Raw genomic sequence first — 15345 nt, 5'->3', positions numbered from 1 at the left:
GGAGCTAAACCACACCTTATTTAACATTCTTCAACACTTGCAACTCTTTAACTTAAATCATCTTAAGATTTAGATCTTTACACATAAAATGACTCTTATTTAATTTCCATTAGTAGTTCGTCGCTTCCTATAAAAAATTAATTATAATAATTTTACGTTCTCTATATTCTTAATAAGGTCAAATCCATAAATATTTGGAGTTTGAAAACCAATCTTTAAATCATTCTGAAGTATCCTTTTACTGATTTCAATAAGTGTCAAGGCTGTAAATAAATAAGCTTCAGGCCCAATTAATGTCACGGAGGTTTTTTCACCGTTTTCATTTTTGATCTCAGCAAAGCAAAAAGTTTTGCCTTTCTGTAATTGTTTCATTGAAGGGCCATCTGGTAAAGCCTTTATTAGTCTTTTTAATATAAAATCACGAATCCAGAGCATCTTTCCCTGCATCATTTTAACGATAATACCCGGAAAATTGGAGTACGTTTCAATGTTTTGAATGCCGGTTGAAAGTTGAGCAGTAAACAAATCCGCTCTCCATGGGTTGTAGACGACTACTTTGTTTTTCCCTAAAACTTTAAAAGAAAAAACAGTTGCAGCTGGCATTTTTTTTGCAAATTTTCCATCTTTTAGAACTACTCCTTCTTTATTGATATCTTTCAAAACAGTTTTTAGCGTACCTCTTGACACACTTCCCTCAGTACTGTAAGCTATCTTTAATTGGTTGGCAGTGGGCATTTTATTTTTGGCAAGATTAGCCACGATATCTGTAGGCACTACACCAAAGCCGGCCCCTGGCATTAACATAATTCCTGCTTTTACTGCCCTTTCATGAAATTCAAAAACAGCTTTCATTTCAGTAACCTCTCCGGAAATATCAATATAATGGGTTTTAGTAGAGATACAAGCTTCTACCAAAGTCTTATTAGTATTAGCAAAAGGACCTGCTAAATTCACTACAACTAAAATATCATGCAAATTATCACAAACATTTACTGGATGATCCAAAGAAAAAATCCGGTATTCCATATCTGTTTTAAATGTAGATCTCCCACCTAGTATAATAGGTAATTTGTGCAGAACAGTATGTTGAGTAAATAGCCTTCCCATATATCCAGCAGCTCCATATATTAATATTTTATCTTTCATTTTCTATTCTTTTTTTTTAAAATTTTATTATGACTAACAAAGGCATCTTCCATTTTTTTAATCATTTTCTTTGAAATGAAATAAGAAAATAAACCCGTAAAAAATTCGCCGTGATATAATTTTGTTTCTCTTTCGTTCAATTTTACTAATTTGTAATAATGTTTTCCAGCCAATATTTTTTTTGCTCCTTGCACTCCTTGCCACACAATTTCCTTATTAATTTTATAAGAAATCAAAATCGGATGGAATGTTTTTTTTAATGGAATAATAAAAGTTGTTATTTTATTACCTTCTATCATATCTCCTTCTAATTTACCAACAATTGGATTCCACTCAGGATATGATTTAAAATTTATTAACGACTTCCAAACATTATCAACTGGTGCTTGAATAATTATACAGGTATGATATTGTTTCATGACTTTTTTATTAATTGTTAAATAAGTAATAGGTTCCCATTAAACATTGTCTAAAACCTTTAGCAGTTTTAAAAACAAAGAATAACTCGTAAAGCACCTAAAAAAGGGTTCACTCATTTTTTTTGGCAAAAAAATGAGCTTACCCTCAAAAAAACTAAACAAAATAAAAACTAAAAATTTATACTACTATTTCAGACCAAAAGGAATGAGAGGTCTTTGTCACTCATTTCCACAAGTACTCAGCTGTCTGGCTTAGGTTTTACTGTTTTATACCTTTTTCAACCGCACTAGTTACTATTTTTGTAAACCAAGAAAGCGGGAGTAGCCAGCGCATAAATAATAAAAGAGGTCCCTGTCCACCAACTGCATAACGCAAACGGTAAGAAGTATCGTTTGCAGCATGCCATACTTTTTTAGCAACTATCTCCGCAGTTGGAGCAGTTTTGTAATTATCAAGCATATTCTGGTGTGCGCGACTTGTATAATTGTCATATTCACTTGTTGAAAAATAATCAATTGCATTTTCAAATTCGGTTCTAATAGCACCTGGCTCAATATTTTTCATTCTGATATTGAATGGCTTTAATTCAAATTGTAAACTTTCCGTAAAACCTTCTAAAGCCCATTTTGTACTATGATAAACACTGTATAGTGGAAAAGTAATCAAACCGCCCATAGAAGTTGTATTGATGATTGTTCCTTTTTTATTACCTCTAAAATGAGGTAAAATAGCCTTTGTTACATTCATTACTCCAAAAACATTGGTGTCAAACTGCTTTTTAATTTGTTCCTGACCCATAGCTTCAAACGCTCCAACTAAGGCGTATCCTGCGTTATTAAATAACACATCAATCTGACCAAATGCCAAAATAGTGCTGTCTATGGCTTGTCTTATACTATTATCGTCCGTTACATCTAATCTAAATATTTTTAAATTAGGATACTTTAATAAATCTTGCCCTTTCTCTATTGTCCTCATCGTTGCAGAAACATTCCATCCCTTTTGAGAAAAATATATAGCAGTAAGTTTACCTATGCCTGTTGAAGCTCCCGTGATTAATATCGTTTTACTCATTTATTATTCATTTATTATTTGAAATGCGAAAGTAAATATTATTTTTGCAACTATAAAGTATGAAGCATAGTCTATACTATTTAAATTAACATAAAATTAACAAGTATGAAATTAATAAATCAACTTTCCAAAGAAACAGGAATTCCTATACCAACAATACGATTTTATGAAAAATCCGGACTGTTTACAGGAAAGAAAAAAGAAGATGTAAAAAGTAATAATTATACCTATTATGATGAAGAAGTAATTAAAAAATTAAGTTTGATAAGAGATGCGAAATCTGCTGGCTTTACATTATCTGAAATAAAAGAAATTATTGACGCCTGGTATGGTAAACAAATCAGTAAGCCAGAAAAATTAGAAATTTTAAGCCGAAAATTAGTGCAAATAGAAACCAAGATAAAAGAGCTGAAAGAAGTTAAAATACAAATTGCTTTCCTCAAAAATGAAGTTGAAAAATGTAATTGACTTATATTCATTCAGCAAGCATTTTTTTTAAAATTTTCGATTCATAAATTATTTTAGTTGAAAAATCAAGAACAAAATATTCTAAAGAGCATTCTTTAATTTTCTGAATGAACGCTGAATAGGTTAAAAAAAAAATATAGATGAAATATATCAGAATTACTAACGAAATAATTCACAAGTAGTCCATCAAAAGAGAGTTGATAAATCAACCCTCTTATAAATTTATTAATTCAAGTTTCCTCTTAATTTATTTACACCTTACTTGAGCTGTGGAACTATCTGTAAATTGCTCCCAACTTTTCTGCTGTAAACAATTTTATGGCTTGCCAAATGCAAGAGTATAGGTATCATCACCAGGTCCAGCAGTAAATGCGCTGGACTGTGAATTCTGAGAAAAATAATTATCTGTATTCATATTTTGCCTTACAGATAAATTATCTTTATTCGGATGTGGACCAACAGCAGGAAATCCTAGTCCTTTGGACCACATATATACGCGTGTAGGCTGTGTATGCTTTGCCGCAATATCATTAGTGTAAAAAGGTAGAAGATTCGTATATTGTGCAATGAAAGCTACCCCACGATTATAACCATCCTGACCTGCTGCACTGGAAACAAAATACTCAATTGCAATACCCGCGTTATTTAGTCTCACTGCCGCATCTTTGCCTACATATCTAGTATCTGGACTAGAGTTTGGGGTCACAAAATTAGTAGGTAAATTAAAGGATCCTGATTTTACTAAACCAGGATTCCAATAGGGATCCATCAACGTTACCCTGTTAGGCAATCTTGCCCCATTAATTGCTACCTCACGTAACATAGCCATGGTAAGGTTACCTCCTAATGAATTTCCTATTAGTCGTAATTCAGTGGCATTAGATACTACGGCAGTTATCTTTTGATACTCCTGACGGTAAAGTTGTAAAACGCTTAAAGAGGAATTACCTCTCGTACTGAAAGTATTATTTGATTTTCTCCATCTCATACCAATGCCACTGGAATTGGCATCATAGATTTTCTTTTCCTCGGTTAAAGGAGGAAGCCCATTATCATCAGCGAGTTGTATCCAATGAAATATTCCCACGTTCCAATTTTCGCTTTCAGAATTGAGTTTCCAGTAATTCTGAACATTCTGATTACCGCTTTCAGCCTGATTAAACAAAAATCCTTCTCTTTTAAAACCACTAATAGATCCCGGTTGATATCCATGGGCATAAATTAATGTTTTTCTGGTCGCTACAAAAAACGGGTTGGGTTCTCCGGGAATATATTTCTGACAGCCAACTGCGTCATTAGAAGAGTTCTGCTGTATACCGTAAAAATAAATACCAAAATCATTCACTTCATAGTAGTAAGTCTGCAATGTCGTAGTATCAGCATCAAACTCAGCAGTAGCGGCACCTGCCAAAAGCGCTATAAGTCTTGCAGGTGCAAACACTGCACCATCAGAATTGATAGCTGTTTCTGGTAAAAGTAAATTCGCTCCCTGACCGGATGAAGTTATATAAGATACGTTTGTACTGCCAACAGTAAGATCAATTCTTTGCGCACCAAAAGTATTATCCGCCTTGCGAATAGCCGTTAGAATATTATTACTAAAAGAAACGGTATATTCAAATCTTCTTAATAATTCAGCTACCGGTGTCATGAAGTTTCCACCTGGTGATATGTAGGATTGCTGATAGCCTGTTACTCCATATCCTACAATAGAACCATTAATTAGCACTCTGGTATTTAAAAAATTAGTAGCTACAGGTCTTGCCGTTTTTGGATTTACTGTAATACTGTTATTTACTGATTCCAAACCACCTTTTACAGCTTCTTCAATCATTTTAGCATGCAGTAAATCAGCATTTGATGTTTGCTGCTTTGATTGTACCGGCTGCGCAGCTAAAGTAGGTCCAACCTCATTTTCACAAGAGGTTAAACTCACAAAAATAAGTCCTAAAACAAAAGCCAGCCTTGCATATTTGATTTTATATTTCTTCATTTTATTTTATTTATAAATTACTTTAAATACTTCATCTTCTGAGTAAGGTATAAGTGAATGAGCAATAATTTGGCTTATCAATTGTAATTACTTATTATTTTATTTTAGAAATAAAGAAAAAGTAATGAGAAATGAAATACATTATTACAATCTCAATGAATGGAATCATTACTATAATAACCAATAGATTGCTAACGATCTCACAAGTACCAGTAGGCATTATTTTGAAAATTAAATTTTATTGTCCGACAATAACTTTCTTTACAATTATCTGCGGTCCGTCGTACAATTTTAAAAAATACAGCCCTGCTTCCAATCCATTAATATTAAGAGTAAATACGTTGCTACCCTTGGCAGTAGTAAAGGTTTCTTTCTTAACTGTTTTTGATACTGATGAAACTAATTCAACAGTTATAGCCTTTTCATCTAAAGCATCTACCTTAATATATATTACGCTTTTAGCAGGATTAGGATACGTTGTGACACTATTATCTAAAATTTCGGATGCTGTGGTTTTAATATCATTTGTGTTTTTCGCAGTAATTGCTGAAGACTGATAAAGAGCCGATTGTGGAATAATTTCTTTTCCTAAGCTTTTACTTGACCAGCTTAATTTAGAAGTCGCACCTCCGGCATTATCAAAATATTCTACTTTTATATTGTACTTCTGTCCTGCATTTAGCGTTATTGTTGCTGTATGCTCGGTGCTTCCCTGAATATTCCATTTATTGATTAACTGTACATCATTTACCCACAAACGTACACCATCATCAGTCGTAGTATAAAAAGTATAAGTTTCACTGTAAGAAGGCCTGATCTGCCCTGTCCAGCGCACTGAAAACGTATCAGCTTCGATTGCTGCTAAAGGCGACCCATTTCCCCAGTTAAAGTTAATACTCGGATCAATCCTAAAAGCAGAAGCTCCTGTAAAATCTATATTATTGTAATATGTGGCCTGAAGTCCAGTACCAGCTGTTTCTGTTGTTTTAAAAATAGCAGAATAGGCAAAGTGTGAAACTGAACTTCCATTTTTGCAAGAAAGTCTGTACAAGTATTCTTTGTTCGGAGAAAGTGTTTTATCTATAAAAGAGGTGTTATTTGCGGCAATACTTTGTAAAAAAGCATAATCTCCACCATCGGTCACAGATCTTCTGTCAATAATAAATTCAGTTTCATTATTTGAATTATCTGTCCAATTAATAGTTGCCTGATTAGACTGAATCTGAGCTACATTGATCCCTGAAGGAGTCAAAACAGGGGCGGGAAGTGTCGTAAGAGAAGTACTTAAATAGGCAAAGGAAGATTGCGTGGTTGCATTTTTCGCAGACAATCTGTAATTATAAAGAGTCCCGGGTAACAAATTAGTATCTGTAAAAGTTACTTCATTTGCAGTAAGGTTTGCAACAAGCGTATAATCTTCTCCCGCAGTTGCATTTCTTCTTTCCAGAATAAAGGAAGTTTCATTACTTGAATTATCGGCCCAGTTTAAAGTCACTTTTGTTGCCTGAACACCAGAAGGTGTTAATTCAGAAGGTGCTGCAATTGTTCCGTTATCAAATTTAATATTTGTCGCATAATCGTTTTTTGTCATTTTTGACTCAATAAGGGTAGTGATAAAATTTCCTCCCATTTTTAAATTGCTGAAAGTGATATCATCCACTGTACCACCTGTTGCATTTCCTAAAATAGAGCCTTCGATGTTTTTCTGATCATCAAGGGTCACATCTGTAAATTTCCAATTTTTCACCTTTCCATTTTTAGTGTTTTTAACCTCTAAAAATTCATTATTATTTCTTTGTTCTACACGAATATTTTTCAAATTCACCCCACTAATGTCTTTTTCCCTCTCTATTAATATTAAAGGTTCACCGCCATCTTTACCAATTACATTGATGTTCTCCATAGTAAAACCAGATGTAGCAACAAAAGAAGGTAACCACAGTAATCTTCCCCAGGGGCCTCCCCAAACTACAAGATTGGAAATCTTAGAATTTGTAGATCCATGAGACATAATTGCATCATCATTATTAAAGATAAAACAATCATCAACAATGTTATTATCGCCATTTATCCAAATCCCATCAGTATTTCCGTTCCAGTTTACCATTTTTAAATTTCTGTACTGATTATCATGTGTCAGATTATCACTATTGTAAATGCTTAAAGTCCATGCCGCACTATTGGCTATGATTATACCTTCCATTTGCAGATTGCTTACCCCATTTGCTTTTACGGCACAATATTGACCTAAGACGCTAAGATCTGTTGTGGTATGTTTCCATTTTCCCATAGTTAGAATACCTCGCCCTTTAACACTTACATTTTTACTGTTCCAAGGGATCAAAAAGGAACCTTCTACCACTGCCCCTGCAGCTATATAAACTTTATCGTTTGTTTTAAGCTGCTTTGCTAAACCAATTTTATGTATTCCAGGGCCGTAAAAATAAGTAGTTTCGCTTGCAAGTGGCACAACATCAGGAGTGTCTGCAAATAGGAATAAAGGATTGAGACGATTATTAACTTCAATAGAAATTTTCGTTGGTTTTGTTAATCTAAAAGTAATGACATTGCCATTACGAATACCATTAATTCCAAAGTTTAAAGGTCTTATGGTAACATTATTTGCTGTAAAATTAGTAGTAATTCTAACATCTATTGCAGTGTTGCTGAAAGATATGTTAGTAAACGATGCTGATTTTTGTGACTTTGCAGCAAAAACACTTGAATACGTCCAGGAATTTATTGTTTTATAAACAAAACATTCAGTATAGTTTGCATCGCCAGCTTTTTTTACCTCCACTTTATAATCGCCGGACTGGCTCAAACCTTCTACAGAAGATAAACTTCCTGGATTGGGAGGCACGATAAGATCTTGCGCCTGTATTTGAAATGAAATAAATGGCATGATGAACAGAAAAAAAATAGTACCAATTTTGCTCCTGTAATCAATCCGTCTGAGTAATTTACTTTTGTTATTCATGTTGAAAGCTGTTTTATTAAAAAAAGATTTTTTTATTTTCAGGGCAAAACTATGTTGTATTAACTTTGAATCAATTTAAAAGCAATAGATAAAGTGTAGACAAATTGCAAAATAGAATAGAAATTAAGTAAACATATATCACTTGTAAAACAAAACACAAAAGCCGAAGCCTTAATAATCAATTGTTTAAAAATTCATATTCTTTTAATCTGTCTTTCACTCGGTTGAGCTCTTTCATTACTTTTTCCTTGATCTGAATATGCCGCCATAGACTTATCTTACATCCTTTACGGTCAGAATAAAATCTACTGTGTTACCTAATTTATCAACAGCTCTATATAATAACACCAGATACCTTTAATTTTTATATAGGTTTCGTCCATCCGCCAGCTTAACTCCTACTCTATTTTCTTTCTTTTTGATCTGAGACTCAATCATGGGAGTAAATTTAAATACCCAGCGCTGAATTGTCGAATGATCCACTTGTATACCACGCATTTTGATTATTTCCTCAAGATCACTATAACTCATTGTAAATCTCAATTTGAAATAGACGGCCTGAAGAATGATAGCTTTGGGATAACAATGAACTTTGGTATTCATTTAAAAGTTTTATTAATCCAAAGATAAAAAGTTATATTTTAGATGGACAAAACCAAATTTATTCAGTATAAGATTAAAATTATATGCTGCTTTACAGCAAACGAAAACTGCCTCTTAATTCTTAATTAATTTTAAATCAATTATACTAAGCTATGATTTTTAATTGTCTAATGGTTAAAGTATATAAGTAGAACGAGCATCCAAATTTCTTGTATTTAAAATTTCCACACTTAAATTTAGTGTTAACTCACGCCCATCTAATAAATCTCTTTTTACTACTCTCTCTGCATTTAACTTTAAATTTGATCGGTTTTATTTCATATCAGCCAGACTTTTCACTTGTATATCCTTCAATGAAAAATGTTCATTCACTTTCAGAATCTTTATTTCTCCTGGTAATAAATCAAAATAATTATCGCTGAAAGCATTAATTGATTCCGGAAGGTATAGCCAAACGAATCTAGCTAACTTATCTGAGTAAACCGAAACATGATTCCGATCAATCTTCTTTATGAGAATTTCGGCCTTGGGTAAGACTACATTTTTAGGTTTAGCAAAAAATATAGTGTTCTGACACAACTCTTTATCATCTTCAAACAGACTAATGTGCAAAAAGGTTGAAACTGTATCTTTTGGACGTAACCATTCATTTTCAATAATTTTGTGTATAGAAGTGCTTGTATTTGCAGGCAATGTGAGTTTTTTTTCTTCGCTTCTGATTACCCTTCCATTAAAATTCATTAATCTGAAACGGGCTTTTACAGGAATATTTTCATATTTATCAGAAACGGCATAGATCTCAATATTACCTTTATCCCTATGGGAGGAAATAATGACATCCTTATAGGCTTTCTTTACATTATATTGAAGCGCTTTCCAACGCCCGTAACTGTCCATACTGCTCCAGCTAGCTCCAGGACAGCAATCATTTATCTGCCAGTACAGTGTTCCCATGCAAAATGGTTTGCTCTGCGGTGAGCCTCAATAGCTGTTCGGATTCCTTCGGATTGCAAAATTTGTCCAACATAGAGAAAATCTTCAAATTTTTTAGGAACATTAAACATATTTTTCATGTAATATTCTATTGTCTGATTTCCAATACCAGATTTCTGATGACTTTTCATTACTTGCGAATTAATATTATAATCCTCAGGAATTGCGAACGTCTTGAGTGTTTCCAATTCCGGAAATGACTGAAATCCATATTCGCTCATAAAAGGTGCTATATTATCATTAAAACTCTCGAACTGCTCCTTACCATGCCACACACTCCCCAAAAATGTAAATCACCAGCCAAATGCTGCGTAGGGAAATCATGTGAATAATTAGTGGTATTGGGACTTGAAGACCAATAGAATTTTTCGTCGTCATAAGCTTTCATTGCTGCGGGTAATATTTCGTGGAATATGTGATCATAGGTTGCAACTGTTTCTAAAGAATCTTCCGGTGTCCTCCATTTTGATTTGAATCCCCAATAGTCCTGATTCATAAACTGGGTAATTTCATTATTACCACACCACATAGCTATGGAGGGATGATTGCGAAGCCTTATGATATTTTCCTTTGCTTCCTGATAAATACTTTGTTTAAATTTTTCTGTTGGCGGATACAGCGAAAAGGCAAACATAAAATCGTGCCATATTAATATTCCGTTTTCATCGCATAAATCATAAAATAGATCATTTTCATAAAAACCTCCTCCCCAAACACGCAGCATATTCATATTGCTTTCTACTGCCGTTTGGATAACATGTTCATATTGTGTCCTTTTTATCCTTGGTATAAAATTATCCTGAGGAATGTAGTTAGCCCCCTTCATAAAGACCATTTTACCGTTTACTTTAAAGGCAAATGACTGCCCTTTTTGACCGGATTCCTGTACTACTTCAATCGTTCGGATCCCACGCTGCGCTTCTCTTACTGCCAATTCTGAACCCTTATCAGACAAAACAGTTTTAAACTTGTACATCTTATGATTTCCCATACCGTTGGGCCACCAGAGTTCGATGTTTTTCATATCAAAAGTTACCTGGATGTGATTGTTTCCTTTTTGGACTAATACTTCCTTAGAAACTAAGGGTATGCTACTGCCGTCAATAAAAATCTTCAAGGTTTTTACACCCTCCACTTTACTTCGTATGCTCAATTGTGCCTGGATCTTTGCGTCGTTTGCCACTATAGATAATTGTTTAATAAATAAATCATCAATAACTATTGTATTCCATGTACTAATACTAACGGGGCGCCATATGCCGGAGGTTACAAAACGAGGTCCCCAGTCCCAGCCAAAATGATAGCCAGCCTTGCGTGAATACATACTCACTTTGGCATCGTTAGTCATATCATTACTGCTGACAGGAACAGGATATAACCTAATGCGCTGTATAAAGGCATTACAAAATTAACGGGAGAATGGAAATAAACCCGTAATTCATTACTGCCAAGTTTCAAACCTGACTTTACATCTGTCTTCCAGCTGCGAAACATATTATCCGCAGATAGAATTTTCTTGTTGTTGAGATAAATATCAGCATACGTATCCAATCCTTCAAAAACCAATTCCACGGCATCGTTTTGAAGTATTTTTTCAGTTACTAAAATTTCGGTTTTGTATTCCCAGTCTTCTTTTTCGATCCATTGCAATTGTGTTTCATTATCCCGGTAAAATGGCTCTGCAATTTTTTTATTAGCTAATAAATCAGTATGCACTGTTCCGGGAACCGTTGCCGGAAGCCAAAGAGAATCTGTAGATTTGCGAAACTGCCACTGTAACTTTGACAAATCAACCGACTGAGCCTCAACGTTTATACTAAGAGACAAGATAAATACTATTAATTTTTCATTTTTAATTTTTAATTATTTTACAGTGAATCTATTATTAAAATAAACTTAATTCAAACCCTAAAAGCTTCTCCAATACTTTATTTATTCAAAAGTTTAATCTTGATAATTAAAATTTAAAATCTCTTTATTTAATTTAAATTCAGTACTATTTTCAAAATTGAAACGATATAAAGAAGCTGCTCTTTGAGATGTTCCATATTGTTTTTGATTAATTGCAGAAATTACATTCATATGTAAAATCTTCTTTCTGAAATTTGCTTTTTCTAGTTTACGATTCAAAACCGCTTCATAGACTCGTATCAGTTCCGGCAATGTAAATTTTTCGGGTAATAGATTAAAAATTATCGAAGAATAAAGCGTTTTTTCTTTAATGATATTTAAACTGAAATCAATAATTGCATGATGATCACAAATTAATTCCAAAGTGTCTTTCATTTTAAACCAGCTTGCATCTGTTTTTCTTCCCTCTGCTGTCATGTAATACTCTCCTCTATTTATTAAAGCAAAATATCCAACGATAATCGTTTGATTTAAATTGGTCTTGTCAAGATTTTCAAAAACTTTAACCTGACTTACATAGTTTGAACTGTTCCCTATGAGCTTGTTCATTACTCTTTTGGCAACAGCATCTAAACTCTCGTTTTTAATCAGCCAGTCATTTGGAAGACGCCATTTATTTTCGTTTTCTGTATCTCTTATGAGAAGCACTTCTAAACCTCCCTGATTAAAACCAAAGATCACACAGTCAACTGATATCGACTTTGAAGCATGTAGGTTGTTCATCTCAAATTCTGTGTTTTTTGATTGTCAGGTATTTAAAATTGGTTGTGATTTACCATACTAATTAAGTACTAAAATGGTACACAAAGCCCAGCCAGTGAAATTTTTATTTTTTTCAGACGACTTTTAAATCGAGAAAAATATAAGGTTTACACTACCCTTTATCTGTTTTTAAATAAAGAATACTCCCTGTCTTATGTTTTTAAACTATTCTATAATTACCAAACCACCCAGACCAGCAGTATTTCCCGGAATTGTTTCAATAAGCACGCTCAACTCCCTTTTACCTTTACCAGCAGGAATTTGCACACTAAAATCATTTTGAGCTTCTTCCTTTTTTACGGCCAATAGTTTTTTATCCAGCCAGATTTCAGCTTTTCCTTTCAGGTTCTTAAACATAATTTTTCCGCCACTTTCCTGCTGCGCTAAATAGGGTGTAAAACTGCTGCGGAAAACTGCAAAGCTGCCATCAGAAAAAGTTCTGGATTGACCTGCTGGAACAGGCTGCCAGCTGTTCATATCGTTCCCTTCAATTTCTTTGTTCGGATCTGGTTTTACTTTAGAAATTGGAGACAGTAACCATTTATCCAAAAGTAAATAAGGTTTTATGACTTCTACTGACGGAATATCTTCCGTTGGCTGAATTTCTATTGAAAGCATTGCCGATTTTAAACCTGGAGAACTTGCTTTTAAATTTAATTTTCCATTGCCGCCTTCTTTACTTTGCAAAATAACCTGTGCTAAACCATTAAACAGACTTCGTTTATTTCCTTTTTCCATTTCATGCGAATTGGGGTCACCGTTCCCAAGCCCGATAATATCAGCTGGTCCTTCAAGTTCAAATTCAATTGGCAGGTTTGCAGTTTGAACTGGTCTTCCTTTACTATCCAGAACTTCAACAGTTACGGGAACAGCATCCCAGCCATCACCATTTATTCTATTGCGGTCTGGTGTCAATCTTATTTGTGTTGGTTTTCCGGTTGTTTCTATTGTAAAATGCGAAACTTCTTTTCCATTGGTATAACCAACTGCTTCTAATTTTCCTGCTCTGTAAGGAACTTCCCAAGTATTCATTTCATACTTGTCCACTTTTTGTTCGCCTACCACTTTTCCGTTCAAAACTAATTTTACCTTTTCGGCATTGCTCATTGCCATTACTTTTATTGGAGTTCCTTCAGCATGTTCCCAATTCCAGTGCGGCACCACCTGTAAAATTGGTTTGTCTTTAATCCACTGTGCCTGATGAATGTAAAAAGCAGTTTTCGGAAATCCGCATAAATCCAGGGTTCCAAAATTCGATCCGGCTGTAGGCCAGTCAAAGGGCGAAGGTTCTCCGTGATAGTCAAACCCTGTCCAGATAAAACATCCTAACAAATAAGGCCGTTCTGCGATGGTTTTCCATGTTTCACGATGCGTAGCGCCCCAGCTTGCTTTCTGAGTATCGTAAGCATCCAGAGTATGTTTTGCTAAATCTGTGGTATAATTTCCACGGATCATATAGGCAGAAGCATCTTCTGAACTGGTCAATATCATATTGGGATGTTCTTGATGAAATCGGTCGTAATTATTCATTTGATAATTAAAACCAACCACATCAACTGCCTGAGATACATTAACAGGTTCAAACAAACCGCCGTTTGCGGCTGCCGTCACGGGTCTTGTGGTGTCCAGTTTTTTTACTTCAGCACTCATGCGTTTGACCATTCTATAACCTATTTCGGTTCCCTGCATGGGTTCTTCATTAAAAACTGACCATAGAATAATACTGGGATGATTTCTGTCTCTGCGAACCATCCAGGTAAGCTGGCTTATATATTCGGGTGAGGAATTGAAGTTTCGGTTTTCATCCATAACCAGAATACCCAATCGGTCACAGGCATTTAAAAATTCTGCAGATGGCGGGTTGTGAGCGCAGCGGTACGCATTAGCCCCCATTTCTTTCAATTTTTTCAGACGAAAATCCCATAGGGAATTAGGAACTGCAACTCCAACACCGGCATGATCCTGATGATTGCAGACTCCTTGTAATTTCATAGGCTTGTCATTTAAATAAAACCCTGAGTCAGCAGTAAAACGGATTGTTCTGAATCCGCAGGTTGTCGTTAAAGTATCTATTACCTGTCCCTTTTCTTTTAGAACCGTTTGCACTTTATATAAAGTTGGCTGGTCAACAGACCATAATTGCGGATTATTTACTTTTACAGATAAATTTGCAATTGTTTTGTCCATTGCAGCTGCTTTGATTGATGTTTCAGAATCAGCGATTTTATTTCCTTTTGCATCCAGAAGAGCTGCATAAATTACAGCATCACTACTAAAATCCCTACTATTTTGAAGCGTAATCTCTACAGGAATTTCCCATTCCGAAGCATTCTTTTTTACGGGATTTGCAAATACTCCATCTGTAATAATATGCAACGGCGAACGTTTTACCAGCCAGCTATGGCGGTAAATCCCTGCACCTTCGTACCACCAGCCTTCCTGATCTACAGCATCTACGCGTATTGAGATAACATTAAGTTCATCGCCATATTTAGCCATATCGGTCATATCAATATAAAAGGAGGTATATCCGGACCAGTTTCTATGTACCACATTACCATTTAACCAAACAGTACAATGCGTTGCAATACCATCAAACTGAAGTTCCAGATTTTTTCCTCTGTCTTTAGGATCTATTTTAAAACTGCGTCTGTACCAGCCAATTCCTCGTTTGCGATAGCCCTGCGCAAGGTTAGCTGTAGAATCGATTCTTCCTTCAATTGCCCAGTCATGCGGCAGATTGAGAATCCTCCAGTTGGTATCGTCGTAATCTGTTGCCGCGGCTCCGCCTGCTTTTCCTGCTTTCGCATTAAAATAACTTTCCAAATGCCCTTTTACTTCCGGAAATGGAATGTCTCCTAAATGAAATCTCCATCCTTTATCTAAAGAAAGTTTTTCACGATAATTTAAAGATGAATTCTGCTGTGCAAAACCTGTTAAACTTAACACAGAAAAAACGAAGGTTATAATGAGTTTCATAGTATTACTTTTTAAA

13 protein-coding genes are annotated in these 15345 nt (G+C 34.6%); 1 reads left to right on the top strand and 12 read right to left on the bottom strand.

The window, feature by feature from the left end:
* Positions 1-141 precede the first annotated feature (141 nt).
* The 3 genes from EV142_RS05365 to EV142_RS05355 all read right to left on the bottom strand — a co-directional run bounded on the left by EV142_RS05365 (position 142) and on the right by EV142_RS05355 (position 2640).
* Entirely contained in the window at positions 142-1146 is a 1005-nt protein-coding gene (locus EV142_RS05365; RefSeq protein WP_132033404.1) for a saccharopine dehydrogenase family protein, read from the bottom strand.
* A complete protein-coding gene (locus EV142_RS05360; RefSeq protein ID WP_132033402.1) occupies positions 1143-1565 on the bottom strand; it encodes an SRPBCC domain-containing protein in 423 nt (140 codons plus the stop codon). The genes EV142_RS05365 and EV142_RS05360 overlap by 4 nt, the downstream gene beginning before the upstream one ends.
* 259 nt (positions 1566-1824) lie before the next feature.
* A complete protein-coding gene (locus tag EV142_RS05355; protein WP_132033400.1) occupies positions 1825-2640 on the bottom strand; it encodes an SDR family oxidoreductase in 816 nt (271 codons plus the stop codon).
* A gap of 105 nt (positions 2641-2745) precedes the next feature.
* Between EV142_RS05355 and EV142_RS05350 the strand changes: the two genes are divergently transcribed.
* Complete coding sequence (locus EV142_RS05350) at positions 2746-3108, top strand: MerR family transcriptional regulator (RefSeq protein WP_132033398.1); 363 nt, start codon at positions 2746-2748, stop codon at positions 3106-3108.
* A 316-nt stretch (positions 3109-3424) separates the two neighbouring features.
* Here EV142_RS05350 and EV142_RS05345 read toward each other — a convergent pair whose 3' ends face one another.
* The 9 genes from EV142_RS05345 to galA form a co-directional block, all read right to left on the bottom strand.
* On the bottom strand, positions 3425-5101 hold the full coding sequence (locus tag EV142_RS05345; protein ID WP_132033396.1) for a hypothetical protein: 1677 nt from the start codon (positions 5099-5101) through the stop codon (positions 3425-3427).
* A gap of 238 nt (positions 5102-5339) precedes the next feature.
* Positions 5340-8081: a PA14 domain-containing protein gene (locus EV142_RS05340; RefSeq protein WP_132033394.1), complete on the bottom strand. Its 2742-nt coding sequence runs from the start codon at positions 8079-8081 to the stop codon at positions 5340-5342.
* 357 nt (positions 8082-8438) lie between these two features.
* The gene (locus EV142_RS05330) at positions 8439-8684 is read right to left on the bottom strand and encodes an IS6 family transposase (protein WP_132033392.1); all 246 of its coding nucleotides are present in this window, start codon (positions 8682-8684) and stop codon (positions 8439-8441) included.
* 312 nt (positions 8685-8996) lie between these two features.
* On the bottom strand, positions 8997-9638 hold the full coding sequence (locus EV142_RS05325; RefSeq protein ID WP_132033390.1) for a glycoside hydrolase family 2 protein: 642 nt from the start codon (positions 9636-9638) through the stop codon (positions 8997-8999).
* Positions 9614-9898, bottom strand: coding sequence for a hypothetical protein (locus EV142_RS05320; RefSeq protein WP_132033388.1), 285 nt, complete (start codon positions 9896-9898; stop codon positions 9614-9616). Before EV142_RS05320 ends, EV142_RS05325 begins: the two co-directional genes overlap by 25 nt.
* An 8-nt stretch (positions 9899-9906) precedes the next feature.
* Entirely contained in the window at positions 9907-11025 is a 1119-nt protein-coding gene (locus EV142_RS05315; RefSeq protein ID WP_132033386.1) for a glycoside hydrolase family 2 protein, read from the bottom strand.
* Positions 11022-11504, bottom strand: coding sequence for a glycosyl hydrolase 2 galactose-binding domain-containing protein (locus EV142_RS05310; protein WP_132033384.1), 483 nt, complete (start codon positions 11502-11504; stop codon positions 11022-11024). The genes EV142_RS05315 and EV142_RS05310 overlap by 4 nt, the downstream gene beginning before the upstream one ends.
* A gap of 117 nt (positions 11505-11621) precedes the next feature.
* Positions 11622-12311, bottom strand: coding sequence for an NUDIX hydrolase (locus tag EV142_RS05305; protein ID WP_132033382.1), 690 nt, complete (start codon positions 12309-12311; stop codon positions 11622-11624).
* Positions 12312-12515: 204 nt separating this feature from the next.
* Positions 12516-15329, bottom strand: coding sequence for a beta-galactosidase GalA (galA, locus tag EV142_RS05300; protein ID WP_132033380.1), 2814 nt, complete (start codon positions 15327-15329; stop codon positions 12516-12518).
* Positions 15330-15345: the final 16 nt, after the last annotated feature.

The organism is Flavobacterium circumlabens (assembly GCF_004345565.1).
GTDB classification, from domain to species: domain Bacteria; phylum Bacteroidota; class Bacteroidia; order Flavobacteriales; family Flavobacteriaceae; genus Flavobacterium; species Flavobacterium circumlabens.
Note: the sequence above shows the minus strand (reverse complement) of the source record. Positions and strands in the feature narration are given on the sequence as shown.